The sequence below is a fragment of the Streptomyces sp. DT190 genome (genome assembly GCF_049846985.1).
GTDB lineage: Bacteria > Actinomycetota > Actinomycetes > Streptomycetales > Streptomycetaceae > Streptomyces.
Genome location: NZ_JBNCNM010000003.1, coordinates 455,825 through 476,369, shown reverse-complemented (window position 1 = coordinate 476,369; position 20,545 = coordinate 455,825). Strand labels below are relative to the sequence as shown.

General features: G+C 74.0%; 20 protein-coding genes. 12 read left to right on the top strand and 8 right to left on the bottom strand.

Features of this window, described 5'->3' with window-relative positions; all coding sequences use genetic code 11:
* The first annotated feature begins 79 nt into the window (after positions 1-79).
* Positions 80-1,087 carry an ornithine carbamoyltransferase gene (gene argF, locus ACPXCS_RS08930; RefSeq protein WP_425944823.1) on the top strand — a complete coding sequence of 336 codons (1,008 nt, stop codon included), beginning with the start codon at positions 80-82 and terminating at the stop codon, positions 1,085-1,087.
* Between the two features lie 128 nt (positions 1,088-1,215).
* Positions 1,216-2,646 (top strand): amino acid permease, encoded by a 1,431-nt coding sequence (locus ACPXCS_RS08925; RefSeq protein ID WP_425944822.1) that lies wholly within the window; start codon positions 1,216-1,218, stop codon positions 2,644-2,646.
* On the opposite strand, the gene ACPXCS_RS08920 is transcribed toward ACPXCS_RS08925, so the two are convergent.
* The gene (locus tag ACPXCS_RS08920; protein ID WP_425944821.1) at positions 2,603-3,070 is read right to left on the bottom strand and encodes an ATP-binding protein; all 468 of its coding nucleotides are present in this window, start codon (positions 3,068-3,070) and stop codon (positions 2,603-2,605) included. The genes ACPXCS_RS08925 and ACPXCS_RS08920 overlap by 44 nt on opposite strands.
* A gap of 308 nt (positions 3,071-3,378) precedes the next feature.
* Between ACPXCS_RS08920 and ACPXCS_RS08915 the strand changes: the two genes are divergently transcribed.
* Positions 3,379-4,206 (top strand): enoyl-CoA hydratase family protein, encoded by an 828-nt coding sequence (locus ACPXCS_RS08915; RefSeq protein WP_425944820.1) that lies wholly within the window; start codon positions 3,379-3,381, stop codon positions 4,204-4,206.
* Positions 4,191-6,542, top strand: a complete 2,352-nt coding sequence (locus tag ACPXCS_RS08910) for a bifunctional salicylyl-CoA 5-hydroxylase/oxidoreductase (protein ID WP_425944819.1) — start codon at positions 4,191-4,193, stop codon at positions 6,540-6,542. Before ACPXCS_RS08915 ends, ACPXCS_RS08910 begins: the two co-directional genes overlap by 16 nt.
* 15 nt (positions 6,543-6,557) lie before the next feature.
* Here ACPXCS_RS08910 and ACPXCS_RS08905 read toward each other — a convergent pair whose 3' ends face one another.
* From ACPXCS_RS08905 to ACPXCS_RS08895, 3 genes are all read right to left on the bottom strand, one after another.
* Positions 6,558-7,139: a cysteine hydrolase family protein gene (locus ACPXCS_RS08905; RefSeq protein WP_425944818.1), complete on the bottom strand. Its 582-nt coding sequence runs from the start codon at positions 7,137-7,139 to the stop codon at positions 6,558-6,560.
* Between the two features lie 107 nt (positions 7,140-7,246).
* On the bottom strand, positions 7,247-8,059 hold the full coding sequence (locus ACPXCS_RS08900; RefSeq protein ID WP_425944817.1) for a PaaX family transcriptional regulator C-terminal domain-containing protein: 813 nt from the start codon (positions 8,057-8,059) through the stop codon (positions 7,247-7,249).
* Positions 8,060-8,074: 15 nt separating this feature from the next.
* Entirely contained in the window at positions 8,075-9,688 is a 1,614-nt protein-coding gene (locus tag ACPXCS_RS08895; protein ID WP_425944816.1) for an AMP-binding protein, read from the bottom strand.
* Between the two features lie 126 nt (positions 9,689-9,814).
* Between ACPXCS_RS08895 and ACPXCS_RS08890 the strand changes: the two genes are divergently transcribed.
* Both ACPXCS_RS08890 and ACPXCS_RS08885 read left to right on the top strand, forming a co-directional pair.
* Positions 9,815-10,942: an acyl-CoA dehydrogenase family protein gene (locus ACPXCS_RS08890; protein WP_425944815.1), complete on the top strand. Its 1,128-nt coding sequence runs from the start codon at positions 9,815-9,817 to the stop codon at positions 10,940-10,942.
* Positions 10,939-11,337: a RidA family protein gene (locus ACPXCS_RS08885; RefSeq protein WP_425944814.1), complete on the top strand. Its 399-nt coding sequence runs from the start codon at positions 10,939-10,941 to the stop codon at positions 11,335-11,337. Before ACPXCS_RS08890 ends, ACPXCS_RS08885 begins: the two co-directional genes overlap by 4 nt.
* A 13-nt stretch (positions 11,338-11,350) precedes the next feature.
* Here ACPXCS_RS08885 and ACPXCS_RS08880 read toward each other — a convergent pair whose 3' ends face one another.
* On the bottom strand, positions 11,351-11,545 hold the full coding sequence (locus tag ACPXCS_RS08880; RefSeq protein ID WP_425944813.1) for a DUF5999 family protein: 195 nt from the start codon (positions 11,543-11,545) through the stop codon (positions 11,351-11,353).
* A 247-nt stretch (positions 11,546-11,792) separates the two neighbouring features.
* Between ACPXCS_RS08880 and ACPXCS_RS08875 the strand changes: the two genes are divergently transcribed.
* The 6 genes from ACPXCS_RS08875 (at position 11,793) to ACPXCS_RS08850 (ending at position 17,587) form a co-directional block, all read left to right on the top strand.
* On the top strand, positions 11,793-12,233 hold the full coding sequence (locus tag ACPXCS_RS08875; RefSeq protein ID WP_425944812.1) for a DUF6299 family protein: 441 nt from the start codon (positions 11,793-11,795) through the stop codon (positions 12,231-12,233).
* A 215-nt stretch (positions 12,234-12,448) separates the two neighbouring features.
* Complete coding sequence (locus ACPXCS_RS08870) at positions 12,449-14,035, top strand: ABC transporter substrate-binding protein (protein WP_425944811.1); 1,587 nt, start codon at positions 12,449-12,451, stop codon at positions 14,033-14,035.
* A gap of 20 nt (positions 14,036-14,055) precedes the next feature.
* Positions 14,056-15,024: an ABC transporter permease gene (locus ACPXCS_RS08865; protein ID WP_425944972.1), complete on the top strand. Its 969-nt coding sequence runs from the start codon at positions 14,056-14,058 to the stop codon at positions 15,022-15,024.
* Entirely contained in the window at positions 15,014-15,913 is a 900-nt protein-coding gene (locus ACPXCS_RS08860) for an ABC transporter permease (protein WP_425944810.1), read from the top strand. Before ACPXCS_RS08865 ends, ACPXCS_RS08860 begins: the two co-directional genes overlap by 11 nt.
* A gap of 98 nt (positions 15,914-16,011) precedes the next feature.
* Entirely contained in the window at positions 16,012-16,941 is a 930-nt protein-coding gene (locus ACPXCS_RS08855; RefSeq protein ID WP_425944971.1) for an ABC transporter ATP-binding protein, read from the top strand.
* Complete coding sequence (locus ACPXCS_RS08850; protein WP_425944809.1) at positions 16,934-17,587, top strand: ABC transporter ATP-binding protein; 654 nt, start codon at positions 16,934-16,936, stop codon at positions 17,585-17,587. Before ACPXCS_RS08855 ends, ACPXCS_RS08850 begins: the two co-directional genes overlap by 8 nt.
* A 12-nt stretch (positions 17,588-17,599) precedes the next feature.
* On the opposite strand, the gene ACPXCS_RS08845 is transcribed toward ACPXCS_RS08850, so the two are convergent.
* The 3 genes from ACPXCS_RS08845 to ACPXCS_RS08835 all read right to left on the bottom strand — a co-directional run bounded on the left by ACPXCS_RS08845 (position 17,600) and on the right by ACPXCS_RS08835 (position 20,542).
* Positions 17,600-17,899 (bottom strand): hypothetical protein, encoded by a 300-nt coding sequence (locus tag ACPXCS_RS08845; protein WP_425944808.1) that lies wholly within the window; start codon positions 17,897-17,899, stop codon positions 17,600-17,602.
* Between the two features lie 587 nt (positions 17,900-18,486).
* A complete protein-coding gene (locus tag ACPXCS_RS08840) occupies positions 18,487-19,254 on the bottom strand; it encodes a class I SAM-dependent methyltransferase (RefSeq protein WP_425944807.1) in 768 nt (255 codons plus the stop codon).
* Positions 19,255-19,345: 91 nt separating this feature from the next.
* A complete protein-coding gene (locus tag ACPXCS_RS08835) occupies positions 19,346-20,542 on the bottom strand; it encodes an aminotransferase class V-fold PLP-dependent enzyme (RefSeq protein ID WP_425944806.1) in 1,197 nt (398 codons plus the stop codon).
* Between the last annotated feature and the right edge of the window lie 3 nt (positions 20,543-20,545).

The window sequence follows — 20,545 nt, the reverse complement described above, 5'->3', positions numbered from 1 at the left end:
CTGAGCTTCGTATAGTATTCCAGGAGTCTGTGGTCCCCGATCCCGTTCCCGTTTCCGCAACCGCACCCTGGAGCACCCCATGGCGACTGTCCCGACCGCCCTCGCCGGCCGCCACTTCCTCAAGGAGCTGGACTTCACCGAGGAGGAGTTCCGCGGGCTGGTCGAGCTGGCCGCCGAGCTGAAGGCCGCCAAGAAGGCCGGGACCGAGACCCGGTACCTGCGGGGCCGGAACATCGCGCTGATCTTCGAGAAGACCTCCACCCGCACCCGCTGCGCGTTCGAGGTCGCGGCCGCCGACCAGGGCGCCTCGACCACGTACCTGGACCCCTCCGGCTCCCAGATCGGGCACAAGGAGTCGGTCAAGGACACCGCGCGGGTGCTGGGGCGGATGTACGACGCGATCGAGTACCGGGGCGACAGCCAGCAGAAGGTGGAGGAACTGGCCGCGCACGCCGGGGTGCCCGTCTACAACGGGCTCACCGACGACTGGCACCCCACCCAGATGCTCGCCGACGTGCTGACCATGACCGAGCACTGCGCCAAGCCGCTGACCGAGGTCGCCTTCGCCTACCTCGGCGACGCCCGCTTCAACATGGGCAACTCCTACCTGGTGACCGGCGCGCTGCTCGGCATGGACGTACGGCTAGTCGCGCCGAAGGCCTACTGGCCCGCCGAGGAGGTCGTCGACCGGGCCCGCGCGCTCGCCGAGAGCAGCGGCGCCCGGGTCACGCTCACCGAGACCGTGGACGAGGGCGTGCGCGGCGCCGACTTCGTCGCCACCGACGTGTGGGTCTCCATGGGTGAGCCGAAGGAGGTCTGGGACGAGCGCATCACCGCCCTCGCCCCGTACGCCGTGACCATGGACGTCCTGCGCGCCACCGGCAACCCGGACGTGAGGTTCCTGCACTGCCTGCCCGCCTTCCACGACCTCGGCACGAAGGTCGGCCGGGAGATCCACGCCTCGCACGGCCTGGACCACCTGGAGGTCTCCGACGAGGTCTTCGAGTCGGCCCACTCGGTCGTCTTCGACGAGGCGGAGAACCGGATGCACACCATCAAGGCGGTCCTGGTGGCGACCCTGGCCTGAACCGGCCGCGGCGACCCTCGCCTGAACAGGCCTTATGCTGACCGGCGGTCCGGAACCACCCCTCCTCCGTGGCCGTCCGCGCGACACACCCGTCGCACTCCGCACCACCAGAAACGAGCACCACCCGCATGCCCCGCTACAAGTCGCCCCATCTGCTGGTGGCCGAATCCGGCGCCGACCGCGAAGGCCACGGCCTCAAGCGCACGATGGGCCTCTTCCAGCTCGTCTGCTTCGGCGTCGGCGCGATCGTCGGCACCGGCATCTTCGTCGGCCTGTCCGACTCGGTCGCCCAGGCCGGCCCGGCCGTCGTCGTCTCCTTCGTCCTGGCCGCGATCACCTGCGTGTTCACCGCGTTCGCCTTCGCCGAGCTGGGCGGCGCGATCCCGGTCTCCGGCTCCTCGTACTCCTTCGCCTACGCCGGACTCGGCGAGGGCACGGCCTTCCTCGTCGGCTGGTGCCTGCTGCTGGAGTACGGCGTGTCGGTGTCCGCGGTGGCGGTCGGCTGGAGCCAGTACGTCAACGAGCTCCTCGACAGCCTGGTCGGACTGCGGCTCCCCGCGGCCCTGTCGGGCGGACCCGCCGACGGCGGCGTGGTCAACCTCCCGGCCGTGATCGTCATCGCCATGGCCGCCGTGCTGCTGGTCCGCGGGGTGCGGGAGAGCGCCCGGGCCACGGCCGCGATGGCCGTCCTCAAGCTCGCCGTGCTGGTGGCCTTCGTCGCGATCGGCTTCACCGCCTTCGAGGACGGCAACCTCACCCCGTTCTCCCCCGAAGGCCTCGCCGGCATCGGCGCGGGCACCACCGCCGCCTTCTTCTCGTACATCGGCTTCGACGCGATCACCACGGCCGGCGAGGAGGCCAAGAACCCCCGCCGGGACATCCCCGTCGCGATCCTGGTCTGCATCGGCCTGGTCACCGTGCTCTACTGCGCGGTCGCCCTCGCGGCCATCGGCGCCATCGGCGGCGACGCGGTCGGCGGCCGCCCCGCCGCGCTCTCGTACGTCGTCAACCAGGTCACCGGCTCCACCGTCGGGGGCGGTGTGATCGCCTTCGGCGCGGTCGTCGCCATCGCCTCGGTGGTGCTCGCCGTGATGTACGGCCAGACCCGGATCCTCATGTCCATGTCCCGCGACGGGCTCATCCCGCGGGTCTTCGAGAAGGTCTCGCCGCGGACCTCCACGCCGGTCGCCGGCACCCTGATCGTCGCGCTGGTCTTCGCGCTGCCCGCCGCCTTCGCGCCGCTGGACGCCGTGGTCAACCTGTGCACCATCGGCACGCTCGCCATCATGGCCGTCGTCAACATCGCGGTCATCGCCCTGCGCCGCCGCGAGCCGGGCCTCGCCCGCACCTTCCGCGTGCCGCTGTACCCGGTCACCCCGCTGCTCGGCGTCGGCTTCTGCCTGTACCTGATGTACGAGACGGGCGGCGCGACCTGGCTCCAGTTCGCCGTGTTCCTCGCGGTCGGCGCTGCCCTGTACCTGCTCTACGGGCGCCGGAACTCGCGGCTCGCCCGCCTCACGCCGGCGGACGCCGCTGAGCGGGAACCGCAGGCAGTCTGAACCACACGGCCTTGCCGGACTCCGTCGGCCGGTGCCCGCAGGAGGAGCTGAGGGCGCGGATCAGCAGCAGACCGCGCCCGTGCTCCTGCCAGGGGTCGGGCGGCCCGCCGGCCGGACAGGTGAGGTCACCGGGCGGGGCCGGGTCGGTGTCGTGCACCTCGACCCGGCAGCCCGACGGCATCAGCTCCACGACCAGCTCTATCGGCGTCTCGCCCGAGGTGTGCTCCACGGCGTTGGCCACCAGCTCCGCCGTGAGCAGCTCGGCGGTGTCGCAGTCCGCCCCGTGCTCCAGCTCGGCCAGCGCCGTGCGGACCAGCGCGCGCGCCACGGGAACCGCCGCCGCGGTGTGCGGCAGCGCGACGCGCCAGGAGGCGGGGGCTGAGGGGAGTTCGTACAAGGCGGGTCCGTTCATGGAGCAGGACATCCTGCTTTCAACCTTATGAATGGTACGGCGCCACGTTCCGGACACGTCCGAGGGGCACCGGCGGGGGCGCCATCGCCTCCGTTGCCGACGGCTTACCCAGGTGAACGCGGTGCCGCGCACGGCTGCTCCGACCGTTACGCCGGTGTGGACGACCTGTGACGGACGTGACCGGCCCGGAGCACGCACCCGGGCTCACCGGATTCCTACCCGGACGGTCTATCGCGCACTCATGACGACAGTCACGGATGAGTGATAGCTTCGGGGGGTAGAGCTCAGTGAGGCAGTGCCCGCCCGAGGAGGCCGCCCGTATGAGTCCCTTCACCGGCTCCGCCGCCCGCACCCCCGGCTGGGAGCACCTGCGCGTCGACCTCGACGACGGCGTCGCCACCGTCACCCTGGCCCGCCCCGACAAGCTCAACGCGCTCACCTTCGGCGCCTACGCCGACCTGCGCGACCTGCTCGCCGAGCTGTCCCGGGAGCGGTCCGTACGGGCCCTGGTGCTGGCCGGCGAGGGGCGCGGCTTCTGCTCCGGCGGCGACGTCGACGAGATCATCGGCGCCACGCTCTCCATGGACACCGCCCGGCTCCTCGACTTCAACCGGATGACCGGCCAGGTGGTCCGCGCGATCCGCGAGTGCCCGTTCCCGGTGATCGCCGCGCTGCACGGCGTCGCGGCGGGCGCCGGGGCCGTCCTGGCCCTGGCCGCCGACTTCCGCGTCGCCGACCCCAGCACCCGCTTCGCGTTCCTCTTCACCCGCGTCGGCCTCTCCGGCGGCGACATGGGCGCGGCCTACCTGCTGCCCAGGGTCGTCGGCCTCGGCCATGCCACCCGCCTGCTGATGCTGGGCGACCCGGTGCGCGCCCCCGAGGCGGAGCGCATCGGCCTGATCAGCGAACTGACCGAGGAGGGCCGGGCCGGCGAGACGTCCCGGCACCTGGCCCGCCGCCTGGCGGAGGGCCCCGCCCTGGCCTACGCCCAGACGAAGGCCCTGCTCACGGCCGAACTGGACATGCCCCTTGCGGCCTCGGTCGAGCTGGACGCCGCCACCCAGGCGCTGCTGATGAACGGCGAGGACTACGCCGAGTTCCACGCCGCGTTCACGGAGAAGCGCCCTCCCCAATGGAGCGGACGGTGACAGCGACACCCTCAGGGGCGCGGGGAACTGCGCGGACGACCACCCCCCACCCGCACGCGCCCACCGGGGCGGACGACCCCCTGCGCGTCGCGGTCGTCGGCGGCGGCCCCGGCGGCCTCTACGCCGCCGCCCTCCTCAAACGCCTCGACCCCACCCGCGACATCACCGTCTGGGAACGCAACGCCCCCGACGACACCTTCGGCTTCGGCGTGGTCCTCTCCGACGAGACCCTCGGCGGCATCGAACACGCCGACCCCGCGGTCTACGCGGCCCTCCAGCGGGACTTCGTGCGCTGGGACGACATCGACATCGTCCACCGCGGCGTACGCCACACCTCCGGCGGCCACGGATTCGCCGCCCTCGGCCGCCGGCGCCTGCTGGAGATCCTCCACACCCGCTGCCGCGACCTCGGCGTCCGCCTCCGCTTCCGCACCGAGGCCCCCGACGACCTGCCCCGGACCCACGACCTGGTCATCGCCGCGGACGGTGTCCACAGCACCACCCGCGCGACCTACGCGGACGTCTTCCGCCCCCGGGTCACGGCCCACCGCTGCCGCTACATCTGGCTCGCCGTCGACTTCCCGCTGGACTCCTTCCGCTTCGACATCGCCGAGACCGAGCACGGCGTGATGCAGCTCCACGGCTACCCCTACGCGCCGGACGCCTCCACCGTCATCGTCGAGATGCGCGAGGAGGTCTGGCACGCGGCGGGCTTCGACGAGCTCGACACGGCCGAGTCGATCGAGCGCTGCGCCAAGATCTTCGCCGAGACGCTCCACGGCCGGCCCCTGAAGTCCAACAACTCCACCTGGACGACCTTCCGCACCGTCGTCAACGAGCGCTGGTCGCACGGCAACGTCGTCCTGCTCGGCGACGCCGCCCACACCGCCCACTTCTCCATCGGCTCCGGCACCAAGCTGGCCGTCGAGGACGCCCTGACGCTCGCTGCCTGCCTGTCCGAACAGGACGGTCTGCCCGCGGCCCTGGCCGCCTACGAGGCGGAGCGGCGCCCGGTCGTCGCCTCCACGCAGCGCGCGGCCCGTGCCAGCCTGGAGTGGTTCGAGAACCTCGCCCTCCACCTGGACCAGCCGCCGCGCCAGTTCGCCTTCAACCTGCTCACCCGCAGCCGCCGCGTCACCCACGGCAACCTCCGGCTGCGCGACCCCCGCTTCACGGAGGCGGTGGAGCGCGAGTTCGGCTGCCCGCCCGGCACGCCCCCGATGTTCACCCCGTTCCGGCTGCGCGGACTGACCCTGCGCAACCGGGTCGTCGTGTCCCCCATGGACATGTACTCGGCGGTCGACGGCGTCCCCGGCGACTTCCACCTCGTCCACCTGGGCGCGCGGGCCCTCGGCGGGGCCGGGCTGGTGATGACGGAGATGGTGTGCGTCAGCGCGGAGGGCCGGATCACACCCGGCTGCGCCGGCCTCTACACCGGGCGGCAGGCCGAGGCCTGGAAGCGGATCACCGACTTCGTGCACGCGCAGTCCCCCGGCACCGCGATCGGCGTGCAGCTCGGCCACAGCGGCCGCAAGGGCTCCACGAGAGTCATGTGGGAGGGCATGGACGAGCCGCTCCCGGAGGGCAACTGGCCGCTCGTGGCCGCCTCGGCGCTGCCGTACAAGCCGTCCGGCCGGATTCCGCGGGAGTTGTCCCGCGCCCAGCTCACCGATCTGCGCGAGCAGTTCGCGGCGGCCGCCTGCCGTGCCGCCCGGGCCGGCTTCGACCTGCTCGAACTGCACTGCGCCCACGGCTACCTGCTCTCCGGCTTCCTCTCCCCGCTCACCAACCGCCGCACCGACGCCTACGGCGGCAGCCTGGACAAGCGGCTCCGCTTCCCGCTGGAGGTCTTCGACGCCGTGCGCGGCGCGTGGCCGGGGGAGCGGCCGCTGACCGTCCGCATCTCCGCGACCGACTGGGCCGAGGGCGGGACGACCGCCGAGGACGCCGTCGAGATCGCCCGGGCCTTCGCCGCGCACGGCGCCGACGCCATCGACGTCTCGACCGGGCAGGTCGTGGCGGACGAGCGTCCCGAGTTCGGCCGCTCCTACCAGACGCCCTTCGCGGACCGGATCCGGCACGCCACCGGCGTCCCGGTGATCGCGGTCGGCGCGATCTCCTCCTGGGACGACGTCAACTCCCTCGTGCTGGCGGGCCGCACCGACCTGTGCGCCCTGGCCCGCCCCCACCTGTACGACCCGCACTGGACCCTGCACGCTGCGGCCGAGCAGGGCTACACGGGCCCGGCCGCCCCCTGGCCGGCTCCCTACCGCGCGGGCAGCCGCCGCCCCCGGACGGGCCGCACGGACGCACCGAAGCCGCGGCTGAGCCTGTGAGGCGACGGCCCTCGTCTAGGGGGCCGTGTGCGGGGCGGAGCGGGTGAAGTCGAGTTCCTTGGCCGTGACGATCCGGGCGCCCATGTTGCGCTGCATCATCTCCAGGGCGGCCTCGGCCAGGTGCGGGTGGATGGAGGCGACGGCGTCCTCGGGCACCGTGACCTCCAGGTGGCGGATGTGCGCGTCGAGAGCGGAGTAGAGGACGCACTGCTCGGTGACCTGGCCGGTCAGCACCACGTGCCCGACGCCCAGGCTGCGCAGCAGGTAGGCCAGGGGTGTCTCGAAGAAGACCGAATGGCGGGCCTTCACCACGAACAGCGACTCCTCGTCGGGCCGGATCGGCTCGATCAGACGGGCGTGCGGCCGGGCGAGCGCGGCGTCGACGAGCTCTCCGTGGTGGGAGCGCCACCGCCCGAAGTTGTCGTTGGCGTAGATGACCGGCACCTCCGCCCTGCGGGCCCGGTCGATCAGGTCCGCGATGACGGGCACGACCCGCTCGACGGACGGCACGAGCAGCTCGGCGTCCTCGTGGTCGTAGGTGTTGATCATGTCGACCACGATCAGGGCCGGCCGCGCCGGGCCTTCCTGTCGTTCCATGGCCGCCTCCCGGGTGCAGCGTGTGGTGCGGGGTGCGAGGCGTGCTGCCGAGTACCCGGGGGCGCGGCGGAGCTAACGACAGCCACGGGGCGGGGCCGCCCGGGCCGTCACAACCCCACGAACCCCGCCCCCGCCTCCCGCAACCGCTCGTGCAGCCCCCGGAACACCGCCGACGAACGGACCCCCGGCCAGTCCTGCGGGAGGAGCTCCGCGGGCAGGCCCGGGTCCGTGTAGGGGAGGTGGCGCCAGGAGTCCAGGGCGAGGAGGTAGTCGCGGTAGGCCTCCTCGGGCGGGGTGTCCTCGCGCTTCTCCCAGGCGCGCAGGACCTGCTCGTGGCGGTCGAGGAACGCCTCGTGTTCCTTGGCGATGGCGGCCAGGTCCCACCAGCGGGCGACGGCGTCGGCGGTCGGGGCGAAGCCGAGGTGGTCGCCGCGGAAGAAGTCGACGTAGGTGTCGAGCCGCAGCCGGGCGAGGGTGTGCCGGGTCTCCTCGTACAGCCGCGCGGGCGCGATCCACACGCCCGGGGCCGCCGTGCCGAAGCCGAGTCCGGACAGGCGGGAGCGCAGCACGTGCCGCTTCTGACGCTCCGACTCGGGCACCGAGAACACCGCGAGCACCCAGCCCTCGTCCTCGGGCGGCGCGGCGGCGTACACGCGCCGGTCGCCGTCGTCGAGCAACTGGCGCGCGTCCGGGGACAGTTCGTAGCCCGCCGCGCCCTGGGCGGTGCGGGCGGGCACGAGCAGTCCGCGTCTTTTGAGCCGCGACACCGAGGAGCGTACGGACGGGGCGTCCACGCCGACCGCGGCCAGCAGCCGGATCAGTTCGGCGACGGGCACGGGGCCCGGGACGAAGCGCCCGTACGCGCCGTAGAGCGTGACGATGAGAGACCGTGGTGCATGCTGGTCGGACACGTTGATCATCTTAGGTCGTACGGATCAGTCCCGGCTGCCTCCGGTGGGCGGGCCGCCGGTGCGCAGCCGGAACCGCTGGAGCTTTCCGGTGGCCGTGCGCGGCAGCGCGTCCAGGAAGACGATCTCGCGCGGGCACTTGTACGGCGCCAGTTCGGCCCTGACGAAGGCGCGCAGCGTCTCGGCGTCCCGGTCGGCGCCCTCCTTCAGCACGGCGAAGGCCACCACGACCTGTCCGCGCTCCTCGTCGGGCCGCCCGACGACCGCCGCCTCGACCACGTCCGGGTGGCGCAGCAGGGCGTCCTCGACCTCGGGGCCCGCGATGTTGTACCCGGCCGAGATGATCATGTCGTCCGCGCGGGCGACGTAGCGGAACCAGCCGTCGGGCTCGCGGACGTAGGTGTCGCCGGTGACGTTCCAGCCGTCGCGCACGTAGGTGCGCTGGCGCGGGTCGGCGAGGTAGCGGCAGCCGACCGGTCCGCGCACCGCGAGCAGCCCGGGCCGCCCGTCGGGCACCGGCTCGCCGTCCGCGTCCTGCACACGCGCCTGCCAGCCCGGCACGGGGACGCCCGTGGTGCCCGGGCGGATGCTCTCGTCGGCGGCCGAGATGAAGATGTGCAGCAGTTCGGTGGCGCCGATGCCGTTGATGAGGCGCAGGCCGGTGCGCTCGTGCCAGGCCCGCCAGGTGGCGGCGGGCAGGTTCTCGCCGGCCGAGACGCAGCGGCGCAGCGACGACACGTCGTGGCCGTCGAGTCCGCCGAGCATCGCGCGGTACGCGGTGGGGGCGGTGAACAGCACGGACACCCGGTGCCGGGCGATGGCCGGCAGCAGCTGCCGGGGACCCGCCTGCTCCAGCAGCAGCGCGCTCGCTCCGGCCCGCAGCGGGAAGACGACGAGTCCGCCGAGGCCGAAGGTGAAGCCGAGCGGGGGACTGCCCGCGAACACGTCGTCGGCGCGGGGCCGCAGCACGTGCCGGGAGAAGGTGTCGGCGATCGCCAGGACGTCCCGGTGGAAGTGCATGCAGCCCTTGGGGCGGCCGGTGGTTCCGGAGGTGAAGGCGATCAGTGCCACGTCGTCGGCCGCCGTCGGGACGGCCTGGTACGGAGTGCCGGGCGCGGGGCGGTTCAGGAGGTCGTCCGGCGCGTCACCGCCGTACGCCGTGATCCGCAGGCCGGGGATCTCGGCTTTGGCCAGGTCGTCGACGGCGCGGATGTCGCACAGCGCGTGCCGCACCCGGGCGATCTCGCACATGGTGCTCAGCTCGTGCGGACGCTGCTGGGCGAGCACGGTGACCGCGACGGCCCCGGCCTTGAGCACCGCCAGCCAGCAGGCGGCGAGCCAGGGGGTGGTGGGTCCGCGCAGCAGCACCCGGTTGCCGGGGACGACGCCGAGTTCCCCGGTGAGCAGGTGGGCGACGCGGTCGACCCGGGCGCGCAGCTCGGCGTACGTCCACGGCGCACCGGTGGCGGTGAGGAACGCGGGGCGGTCGCCGGGCGGGCCGGCCAGCAGCTCGGCGGCGCAGTTGAGCCGGTCGGGGTAGCGCAGCTCCGGCAGGTCGAAACGGAGCTCGGGCCATTGGTCCGGGGGTGGCAGATGGTCGCGGGCGAAGGTGTCGACGTGGGCCGTGCCCCGTGGATTCATACGGTTCGCCCCCTTGGCGTGGTGGGCTCGCCCCTGGAGCGTATCGTGTTGGTGACGACAGTCAACGGTCCGCGATAGCCTCGGAGTGGCCCGGCCGGAAGCAGGGCGGCGGAGAAGGGACCGGCGATGACCGCATTCTCGCTCGAACCGGCACGACTCGCCTGGTGCGCCGAGCTGCGCGCCCTGTCCGCGCAGCGGCTGCGCCCGCTGGCCGAGAAGGGCGAGCCGGGCCGGGTGAACCGGCCCCTGGTCGCCGAACTGGGCCGACTGGGCCTGCTCGGGCGCCTGTTCACCTCGGGCGCGCTCGACCTGTGCCTGATGCGCGAATCCCTGGCCCACGCCTGCACGGAGGCCGAGACGGCGCTGGCCCTCCAGGGCCTCGGCGCCCACCCGGTCCACGCGCACGGCACCGAGACCCAACGCGCCCGCTGGCTGCCCCGGGTGAGCGACGGCACCGCGATCGCGGCCTTCGCCCTGAGCGAGCCCGGGGCGGGTTCGGACGCGGCGGCGCTGGAGCTGACCGCCCACCCCGACGGCCCGGCCCGCTGGCGCCTCACCGGCGAGAAGTGCTGGATCTCCAACGCCCCCGAGGCGGACTTCTACACCGTCTTCGCGCGGACCACCCCCGGCGCCGGGGCCCGGGGCGTCACGGCCTTCCTGGTGCCCGCCGACCGCCCCGGGCTGACCGGGCGCGGGCTCGACATGCTCTCGCCGCACCCCGTCGGCGCGCTCGACCTCGACGGCGTACCCGTGACGGCCGGCGACGTGCTGGGCGAGGTCGACCGCGGCTTCCGGGTCGCCATGGGCACGCTCAACCTGTTCAGGCCGAGCGTCGGCGCCTTCGCCGTCGGCATGGCGCAGGCGGCGCTCGACGCGACCCTCGACCACACCGCCCGCCGGGACGCCTTCGGCGGCAAGCTGCGCGATCTGCAGGCCGTCTCCCACCAGGTCGCCGAGATGGCCGTGCGCACGGAGGCGGCCCGGCTGATGGTCTACGCGGCCGCGACGGCCTACGACGAGGGCGCCCCGGACGTACCCGGCCGCTCCGCCATGGCGAAACTGCTCGCCACCGAGACCGCGCAGTACGTCGTCGACACGGCCGTCCAGTTGCACGGGGCCCGCGCGCTGTGCCGCGGCCACCTGCTCGAACACCTCTACCGCGAGGTGCGCGCCCCGCGCGTCTACGAGGGCGCCAGCGAAGTCCAGCGCGGCATCATCGCCAAGGAGTTGTACGCCCGGCAGGAGGCACGGTGAGCATCGAACGCGTCAACCCGCCCGGGCTGGCCCCGCCGGCCGGCTTCTCCCACGCCGTCGTGGCCGGTGGCTCCCGCGTGGTCTTCCTGGCGGGGCAGACCGCCCTCGACGCCGACGGCAAGGTGACCGGGGCGACCCTGCCCGAGCAGTTCGAGAAGGCCCTGGCCAACCTGCTGGCCGCCCTCGCGGCGGCCGGCGGCACCCCGGCCGACCTGGCCCGCGTCACCGTCTACGCCACGGACGTCGCCGCGTACCGCACCCACGCCCGCGAACTGGGCGCCCGGTGGCGGAAACTGGCCGGCCGTGACTACCCCGCCATGGCGGTCGTCCAGGTGGTCCGCCTGTGGGACGAGGAGGCACTGGTGGAACTGGACGGCTTCGCGATCCTGCCCTGACGCGGCCGGCGGCTCAGGCCGCGACGGCCAGCGCCTCCACACCCACCCGGCGGGGCTCCACCACGCGTCCGTCGGGCAGCAGTTCGCCGGTGTCGTCGAAGACGATCGCCCCGTCGCACAGCAGGCTCCAGCCCTGCTCGGGCCGGGCGGCGACGACGTGCGGGGCGGGGGAGCCGGTCGCGGGGCACAGGGGCTCGTGGGCACACATGGCGCACCTCCACGTCGGTAGGGCCGTCCGAACTCTTCGAACGGCTCGTACAGACAGACCATCCTCCCGTCCCGGACTCGTCGGAACGGTGCGGCCGCAAGCGTGACACGCCCCGGACAATCCCCGGACGGTCCCGCGACGCCCGGCGCCAACTCGCCACCGAAGGGGTGAGGGTCACGGGCGGCGGACCGGCGGGCCGGTACCTGTGGGAGTCAGGACATTCCACTCCTTTCGGGAGGTTTCCCCCATGCGTCCACGTCCCCTTCTCGGCGCGACGGCCGTCGCCGCGCTGCTGGCGCTGACCGGCGCCGGCGCGGCCCCCGCCGCCGCGTCCGCCGCCGCCCCCGGCGAGTCCGTCACCGTCGACGCGGTCGGCCGGATCGCCGCCGACGGCACCGTCACCCTGTCCGGCACCTACCGCTGCGCGGGCTCCAGCGGCCCGGTCTTCGTCAGCTCCTCGGTGAGCCAGGGCGTCCTCACCGCCCGGCACGGCATCGGCGGCACCCGGGCCGTGTGCGACGGCGCCGTGCACCGCTGGGTCAACACGGGCCGGGCCACGCCCGGGGCGCTGGTGCCCGGCGCGGCCCACGTCGAGGCCACGCTGCTGGAACTGCGCACCTTCAGCGGCCTGCCGCTGCCCGCCTTCCACGCCACCTCGGGGCAGGCCGTCACCCTCACCCAGGGCTGACCCGGGGCCGACCCGGGGCCGCCCCGGACCGGCCCGGGCTGGCTCGCGAGGGGAACGGACCGGCTGCGGGCCCGGCTTCAAGGGCACCGCCGCCGGTCCGGCGCGTCCGTGACCTGGCTCTTCCGCACCGCGGTGGTGCGCGACCACCCCCCTTGGCTGTTTAATTGCGAAGTCTTGGCAACAACCTGACTAGCGCAACAAGGGTGTGAGGTCACATGTCGACCCGTCGGATACGAGGGGCCGCCGTCACGGCGGCGCTGGCCGCGGTGGTCACCGCCTGCTCCGCTCCCGGCGGCGGCTCGGGCGACGGCGCGTCCGCCGCGTCCGTCGTCATCGGGGTGCCCTCCGAACCGGACACGCTGAGCCCGCTGCTCGGCTACGGCAGGGACGGCAACTCCAAGATCTTCGACGGGCTCCTCGCCCGCGACGCCGACCTGAAGCTGAAGCCCGCCCTGGCGGCCGCGTTGCCCGAGATCACCGACGGCGGCCGCACGTACACCTACACCCTGCGCGAGGGCGTGGAGTTCAGCGACGGCGAGCCCTTCACGGCCGACGACGTCGTCTACACCTACCGCACCGCCCTCGACCCGAAGACGAACAACACCTTCAAGAGCGAGCTGGACGCCGTCGAGGAAGTCCGGGCGAGCGGCGACGACAAGGTCGTCTTCACCCTCAAGTACCCCTACGCCCCCTTCGCCGCCCGCACGGTCCTGCCCATCGTCCCCGAGCACATCGCGGGCGAGCAGGACCCGAACACCGGCTCCTTCAACACGAAACCGGTCGGCACCGGACCGTACGTCCTGACGAAGTGGAGCAAGGGCGAGAAGCTCACCTTCAAGGCCAACCCCCGCTACTGGGGCGGCGCGCCGAAGGTCAAGAGCCTCACCATGGCCATCGTCGCCGACGACAACGTCCGCGCCACCCGGCTGCGCTCCGGCGACCTCGACGGTGCCGTCCTGCCGCCCAACCTCGCCGCCACCTTCAAGAACGACGACGGCAAGCGCACCTACCAGGCCCGCTCCTACGACTTCCGGGCCGTCACCCTGCCCACCGCCGGAAAGGTCACCGGCGACCGCGCGATCCGCCGGGCCCTGGACGCCGCCGTCGACCGCAAGGCCATGGTCGACCGGATCCTCGACGGCGCCGGCCGCCCGGCGTACGGACCGCTGCCCGTCGACGACCCGGCGTTCAGCAAGGCCGTCGAACGCGCCCACGACCTCGCCGGGGCGAAGAAGATCCTCGACGAGGCCGGCTGGAAGCCCGGCGAGGACGGCATCCGCGCCAAGGACGGACAGCGGGCGTCCTTCCGCCTCTTCTACCCCTCCGGCGACAAGGTCCGCCAGGACCACGCCCTCGCCTACGCCTCCGACGCCAAGAAGGCCGGCATCGACGTGCGGGTGGAGAGCGCCACCTGGGAGGTCATCGAGCCCCGCATGAAGGACACCGCCGTCCTCGCCGGCTTCGGCAGCACCGGCGACCCCGACTTCGGCCTCTACACCCTGCTGCACTCCTCCCTCGCCGGCGACGGCTTCAACAACATGGCCCGCTACGACAACCCGGCCGTCGACCGCGCCCTCGACGAGGCCCGCCGCAGCCAGGACCCCGACAAGCGCCGCTCCGCCTACGCCACGGTGCAGCGCGCCCTGGTGCAGGACCCCGGCTACACCTTCCTCACCCACATCGACCACCTCTACGTGCTGGCCGACCGCTGGGACGGCCTGACCACCCAGCTGGAGCCGCACGAGCACGGCTTCGCCAGCGGCCCCTGGTGGAACCTCGAGGACTGGCAGCCGAAGAAGTGAGCCGCGTGCCCTGGGGAGCCATGGCACGGCTGGCGGGGCGGCGGGCGCTGTTCGCCGTCCCCGTCCTGCTCGTGGTCACCTTCGGCGTGTTCGCCATCGCCGCCGCCTCCCCCTTCGACCCCGTCAAGGCCTACGCCGGCACCGCCGCGCTCGGCGCCGACCAGGAGACCCTGGACCGGCTGCGCGAGAACCTCGGTGTGGACCGGCCGTTCGCCGTCCGCTGGTGGGACTGGCTCACCTCCGCCGTCACCGGCGACCTCGGCCACTCCAGCGTGCTGCGGCAGCCGGTCGCCCAGGTGATCGGCGAACGGCTCGTGTGGTCCGCGCTGCTCTGCGCGGTCGCCTTCGCCGCCGCCGTCCTGGTGGGCACGGTCCTCGGCGTGCTCGCCGCCCGCCGCCCCGGCTCCGCCGTCGACCGGGCCGTCACCTCGATCGCCTACACCCTGGAGGCCGCCCCGGTCTTCTGGATCGCGCTGCTGGCGATCTGGCTGTTCGCCCTGCGGTGGGACGTCCTGCCGGCCGGCGGCCTGACCGACACCGGCAGCGAACAGGTGACCTTCGGGCAGGTCACGAGCCACCTCGTACTGCCCGCCGGTGTCCTGGCCGTCTCCCAGCTGCCCTGGTTCACGCTGTACGTCCGCCAGGGCGTCGGCGACGCCCTGGCGGAGGACCCCGTGCGCGGCGCCCGCGCCCGCGGCCTGAGCGAAGGCACCGTACTGCTCGGGCACGCCCTGCGCTCCGGACTGCTGCCGGTGCTCACGCTGATCGGCTCGCGCGTGCCCGAACTCATCACCGGGGCGCTGCTGGTGGAGAGCGTCTTCAGCTGGCCGGGCATCGCCGCCGCCACCGTCGAGGCCGCCACCGCCGTCGACTTCCCGCTGCTGGCCGGCCTGACGGCCCTGGCCACCGCCGCCGTCCTCGCCGGCAACCTGCTCGCCGACCTGCTCTACGGACTGTTCGACCCGAGGGTGAAGCTCAGTGACATGTGACGCGCCGGCAGCCGCCGGCACCCCGCCCGAGAGCGCCTGGCGCTCGCACGGGCCCAGGCGCCGCTCCACCCGCGCCCTGCGCGTGCGCACCTCCGCCGTACTGGTGGCCGCGACCGCCCTGGCCGTGCTGCTCGTACCGCCCCTGGTCCAGCTCGACCAGCAGGCCGTCGACCTCGCCGCCAAGCTCGAGCCGCCCTCGCTCCGGCATCCCTTCGGCACCGACGACGTCGGCCGCGACCTGCTGCTGCGCTGCGTCTACGGGCTGCGCGTGTCCCTGCTGGTCGGCGTGGCGGCGGCGGTCACGGCGACGGTCGTCGGCACCGCCGTCGGCGCGGCGGCCGGTGCGCTGGGCGGCTGGGCCGACCGGGCCCTGATGCGCGTGGTCGACACGTTCTCGTCCGTCCCGCACCTGCTGCTCGGCATCTTCATCGTCGCGATGTTCCGGCCCGGGGTGTGGCCGGTGGTGATCTCGGTCGCGCTCACGCACTGGCTGTCCACGGCCCGGATCGTGCGCGCCGAGGTGCTGTCGCTGCGGTCGCGGCCCCACATCGACGCGGCCGTCTCCGGCGGGGCGTCCCGGTGGCGGGTGGCCGTACGGCATCTGCTGCCGGCCGTGCTCCCGCAGGCCGCCCTCGCCGCCGTGCTGATGGTGCCGCACGCCATGTGGCACGAGTCGGCGCTGTCGTTCCTCGGCCTCGGCCTGCCCACGCACACGGCGAGCCTCGGCACGCTCATCCAGACCGCCCGCGGCTCCCTGCTCGCCGGCCAGTGGTGGCCGACCCTCTTCCCGGGCCTCTTCCTCATCGTGCCGACCCTGGCCATCGCGGGCCTGGCGGGTGCCTGGCGGGAGCGGCTCCATCCCCGTCACCGATCGGAGCTGATGCTGTGAGCACCGGAACCGGGCCGGGGCCGGCCGCCACGCAGACCGGCCCCGCTCCCCGCCGAGACCCCGTGCTGTCCGTGCGCGACCTGTCCGTGCGCTTCCTCATGCCCGGCGGGCGGCGCGTCGCGGCCGTCACCGGGGCCCGCTTCGACGTGCTGCCGGGGGAGTGCCTCGCCCTCATCGGGGAGAGCGGCTGCGGCAAGTCCGTGCTGGCGTCGGCCCTGCTGGGACTGCTGCCCGGCAACGCGCAGACCGCCGGCTCGGCCCTCCTGGGCGACCTGGACCTGCTCACGGCCGGCGAGCGGACCCTCGCCCGCACCGTACGGGGCCGGCTCATCGGGCTCGTACCGCAGAGCCCGGCCGCCCACCTGACGCCCGTGCGCACCGTCCGCTCCCACCTCCGGGAGACGATCGCCGCGCTGACCGCGACCCGGGGCCGTGCCGCCCTGGACGCCGCCGTCGGGACGGCCGCCAAACGGGCCGCGTTCCCCGCCTCCCACCTCGACCGGTACCCGCACGAGCTCTCCGGCGGCCTCGCCCAGCGCGCCGCCACCGCCCTCGCCCTGGTCGGCGACGCCCCCCTGCTGCTCGCCGACGAACCCACCACCGGGCTCGACCGCGACCTGGTCGACCGTACGGTCGACGAACTGCGCCGGCACGTCGACGAACCGGCCGGGACGCACGGCGCGGGACGGGCCCTGCTGATGATCACCCACGACCTGGCGGCAGCGGAGCGGATCGCCGACCGGGTCGCGGTCATGTACGCGGGACGGATCGTCGAACTCGCCGACGCCAGCGCCTTCTTCGGCGACCCAGGCCCCCGCCACCCCTACAGCCGCGGCCTTCTCCAGGCCCTGCCCGACCGCGCCTTCACCCCCGTGCCCGGCATGCCGCCCGAACTCGGCGACCTCCCCGACGGCTGCGCCTTCGCGCCCCGCTGCGCCCGGGCCACCGCCACCTGCACCAGCCAGCCGCCCCCGCCCGGCGCGGTCGCCTGCCACCACCCGCACGTGCCGGAGGACGTCCGTGCTTGAACTGCGCTCCATCACCGCCGGATACGCCAGGAACGCCCCGGTGGTCCGGGACGTCTCCCTGACCCTGGCCCCGGGCGAATCCGTCGGGCTGCTCGGCCCGAGCGGCTGCGGCAAGTCCACCCTGGCCCGGGTCGCGGCCCTGCTGCACCGCCCCGACTCGGGCACCCTCCTGCTGGACGGCGCACCCGTACGGCACTGGCGCCACCGCGCCCCGCGCGATCAGCGCACCGCCTTCGGGGTCGTCTTCCAGCAGGCCAGGCTCTCCGCCGACCCCCGGCTGGCGCTCACCGACCTGATCGCCGAGCCCCTGCGCGCCACCGGCCGGGCGCGGGAGATCCCCGGCCGGATCGCCGAGCTGGCCCCCGCCGTCGGTCTCACGCCGGACCTGCTGACCAGGCGGCCGCACGAGGTCAGCGACGGCCAGCTGCAACGGGCCTGCCTGGCCCGCGCCCTGGTGCTGCGCCCGCGCGTGCTGGTGTGCGACGAGATGACCGCCATGCTCGACGCCTCCACGGCCGCCGCACTGGTCGCGGCCGTCGAGGACTACCGTGCCGCGACCGGCGCCGCCCTGCTGGCCGTCGGCCACGACCGCACGCTGCTGGAACGCTGGTGCGACCGGACGGTCCACTGGGACGCCCTGTCCTGAGACCGGCTCGGGTCAGTGGTCGTCCCAGTGCCCCTCGTGGGCGGCGTGGCGGTGGCCGTCGTGCACGTAGTCGGTGTGGTCGCCGTGCCGTACGGCCAGATGGCCGCAGCCGTCGCCGTGCTGGTGGTCGTGGTTCAGGTGCACGGTGTGGCCGGCGGGGGCGCACTCGTCGACGTGGTCGCCGTGCATCCGGTGCACGTGGCCGTCGTGGGCGTAGTCCGTGTGGTCGTCGTGTCCGAAGGCGACGTGGCCGCAGTCGTCGCCGTGGGCGTGCGCGTGATCCTGGTGGGTGACGTGCTCGGCGGTGGTCATCAGGGCTCCTCGGGAGGGCTGGTGGCCGCCGGTCCGCCGCGGCCCGTACCGGCAGGGCGGCACCGGCGTGGGGCGATCCCCTGCATGCATGATCCGGCGGCCCACCGCCGCACGCCATCCGGCGGCCGCGCAGGGGTGACCCGGCCACGTCCGCCGTCCGCCCTTCGCCGGCCGGGGAAGGGGCCCGGGCGGGTGCTGTCTGAGGTCCGCGGGCGCGGAGGATCCTGCTGGATGGGTTCGGCGTCTGTGAGTCGCCGGTGGGGGAGGAGCCGGGCGGGTGCTGTCTGAGGTCCGCGGGCGCGGAGGATCCTGCTGGATGGGTTCGGCGTCTGTGAGTCGCCGGTCGGGGAGGGAGCCGGGCGGGTGCTGTCTGACGTCCGCGGGCGCGGAGGATCCTGCCGGATGGGTTCGCCGTCAGTGAGTCGCCGGTGGGGGAGGGGCGACCCGGACGGGGTGCCGCCCGCCGTCCGGCGGGCGCGGAGGAACCTGCCGGACGGGTGCCGTCTGGCGTCCGGCGGGTGCGGAAGGGCTGACGGGGCGGGGCAGCCCCCTCCAGCCGGCGGCTGCGGAGGGGTGACCGGGACGGGTCAGCGGACCGCCACGACCACGCAGCTGTCGCCGTACTGCCAGACCGGTCCGGCCTGTGCGAAGCCCGCCCGCCGGAGCAGTTCCAGGTGGGCCGAGACGGGGAGTTCGGCCGGGTGGCCGGTGCCGGCACCGGCCACCGCTCGGCGCCGCCGCTCGGCGAGGAGGTCCGTCAGCTCGGGCTCCTCGGCGACGGCGGCCCACCAGGAGCCCCAGTCCTCGTGCGCGAACACCCGCTGCCGCCCGGCCCGGCACCGCCCGACGTGCGCCGCGATCCCGGCCGGGCCCGCCTCGTCCTGCGGGAGGTGGTCGCCGTTGACGAGGACACCGCCGGGGCGCAGCAGCCCGGCGAGCTGCCGGTAGGTGCGCAGCAGGGTGGCCCGGTCGAGGTAGTGCAGGGCCGTGGTGGAGACGGCCGCGTCCAGCGGCCGGTCCAGACCGAGGGCGTCGGTCCAGCCGGGCGCGCCGATCTCCGCGTCGACGTAGCGGGCGGCGTCCGGGTGGTGGGTGCGGCCCAGCTCCAGCAGCAGGGGGTCCCGGTCCACGGCCACGATCTCCGCCCGCGGCAGGCGCCGGACCAGCCGGGCCGCGAGCGAGCCCGGCCCGCAGCCCAGGTCGACCACGAGCGGCCGGCTCCCGCGCCCCGCCGTGACGTGCTCGACCACGTCTGCGATCACCGTGAACCGCTCCTCGCGGTCGACGGCGTACCGCTGCTGCTGGAGCTCCCAGCGCTCCACCCACCGCTCCGCCGTCGCCAGACTCAACCCCATCCGGACGTTTCCACCTTGCCGTCTCGCACCCGACTCCTGCCGGACCGAGCCTACAGGTGGAAACGGTTCTCATTACGCCCAACAGGCCCCGTCAGGAGAGTGAGGCGAGAACGGACAGCAGCCGGTCGATCTCCTCAACGGTGTTGTACACGTGCAGACTCACCCGCACCGAACCGGTCTTCTCGCCGGCGTCGCCCTGGCAGTGGTGATCCGAGCGCACCATGAAGCCGTGGCTGAAGAGAATGAACCCCAGGTCACCCGAGTCGATGGCGTGGTGCCGCAGCGAGACGATGCCCCGGCGCCGCTGCACCGGCGAGTCGGCGGCCAGACTGAGCGGGCAGCCGAGGACCTCGTAGGCGTCGAGCCGGCGCAGCCCGTCGGTGAGCCGGGACGCCAGGTCGGCCGTCCACCGCTCGATCCGGTCCACCCCGGCCGCGTCCAGCCAGTCCAGGGCCGCTTCGAGCGAGGCGATGCCGACCGTGTTCGGGGTGCCGCTCCACCCGCCCGGCACAAACGCCGGACCGCGCGCCTGCCGCGCCCACACCGCGCCCGTGCCGGGCAGGGCCAGCGCCTTGTGCCCGGAGAAGACGACGAAGTCGACGTCCAACTCGGCCACCGACACCGGCAGATGACCGACGCTCTGCGCCGCGTCCAGGCAGATCACCGCGTCCGGGCCGACCGCCCGGCGGATGCGCTGCACGTTCATGTCACCGCCGTAGACGTGGTGCACATGGGTGGTGGCCACGAACCGGGTGCGCGGCCCGGCCCGCTCCGCCAGAGCCCGGTGGTCGTAGTCGCCTGAGCCGCTCTGGTACGGCATCGGCACCACCCGCACCCGCACACCCTCCCGGGCCAGTTGCTGCCGCGCCTCCAGCCAGGGCGCGATGTTGGCCTGGTGGTCGGCCTCCGGCACCACGATCTCGTCGCCGTCGCGCAGGAACCCCGGCAGCCAGTCGCGGGCGATCGTGCGCAGCCCCTCGGTCGTGCCGCCGGTGAAGTGCACGGCCGACTCCGCGGGTTCGGGATCGCCCAGGAACCGGGCGACGCGCTCACGCGTGCGCTCCACCAGTTCCGTGGTCCGGTTCGCCCAGGTGTACGTGCCGCGCGCGGAGTTGGCGTTCGACGTCGTCAGGTAGGTCTGCACGGCGTCCAGGACCGCCCGCGGCTTCTGCGCCGTGGCCGCGCTGTCCAGGTACGCCAGCTCCGGGTGCCCGGTGACGATGGGGAACTGGGCGCGCAGCCCCCGCTGCCACGGGCCCGGATCCTCTGCTGCGCTCTTCCCGGTCACGGC

Excerpts from the sequence above, each read along its gene's own strand:
- argF (WP_425944823.1), top strand. The coding sequence starts at position 80 with ATGGCGACTGTCCCGACCGCCCTCGCCGGCCGCCACTTCCTCAAGGAG.
- ACPXCS_RS08925 (WP_425944822.1), top strand. The coding sequence starts at position 1,216 with ATGCCCCGCTACAAGTCGCCCCATCTGCTGGTGGCCGAATCCGGCGCC.
- ACPXCS_RS08920 (WP_425944821.1), bottom strand. The coding sequence starts at position 3,070 with ATGTCCTGCTCCATGAACGGACCCGCCTTGTACGAACTCCCCTCAGCC.
- ACPXCS_RS08915 (WP_425944820.1), top strand. The coding sequence starts at position 3,379 with ATGAGTCCCTTCACCGGCTCCGCCGCCCGCACCCCCGGCTGGGAGCAC.
- ACPXCS_RS08910 (WP_425944819.1), top strand. The coding sequence starts at position 4,191 with ATGGAGCGGACGGTGACAGCGACACCCTCAGGGGCGCGGGGAACTGCG.
- ACPXCS_RS08905 (WP_425944818.1), bottom strand. The coding sequence starts at position 7,139 with ATGGAACGACAGGAAGGCCCGGCGCGGCCGGCCCTGATCGTGGTCGAC.
- ACPXCS_RS08900 (WP_425944817.1), bottom strand. The coding sequence starts at position 8,059 with ATGATCAACGTGTCCGACCAGCATGCACCACGGTCTCTCATCGTCACG.
- ACPXCS_RS08895 (WP_425944816.1), bottom strand. The coding sequence starts at position 9,688 with ATGAATCCACGGGGCACGGCCCACGTCGACACCTTCGCCCGCGACCAT.
- ACPXCS_RS08890 (WP_425944815.1), top strand. The coding sequence starts at position 9,815 with ATGACCGCATTCTCGCTCGAACCGGCACGACTCGCCTGGTGCGCCGAG.
- ACPXCS_RS08880 (WP_425944813.1), bottom strand. The coding sequence starts at position 11,545 with ATGTGTGCCCACGAGCCCCTGTGCCCCGCGACCGGCTCCCCCGCCCCG.
- ACPXCS_RS08875 (WP_425944812.1), top strand. The coding sequence starts at position 11,793 with ATGCGTCCACGTCCCCTTCTCGGCGCGACGGCCGTCGCCGCGCTGCTG.
- ACPXCS_RS08870 (WP_425944811.1), top strand. The coding sequence starts at position 12,449 with ATGTCGACCCGTCGGATACGAGGGGCCGCCGTCACGGCGGCGCTGGCC.
- ACPXCS_RS08865 (WP_425944972.1), top strand. The coding sequence starts at position 14,056 with ATGGCACGGCTGGCGGGGCGGCGGGCGCTGTTCGCCGTCCCCGTCCTG.
- ACPXCS_RS08855 (WP_425944971.1), top strand. The coding sequence starts at position 16,012 with ATGCCCGGCGGGCGGCGCGTCGCGGCCGTCACCGGGGCCCGCTTCGAC.
- ACPXCS_RS08845 (WP_425944808.1), bottom strand. The coding sequence starts at position 17,899 with ATGACCACCGCCGAGCACGTCACCCACCAGGATCACGCGCACGCCCAC.
- ACPXCS_RS08840 (WP_425944807.1), bottom strand. The coding sequence starts at position 19,254 with ATGGGGTTGAGTCTGGCGACGGCGGAGCGGTGGGTGGAGCGCTGGGAG.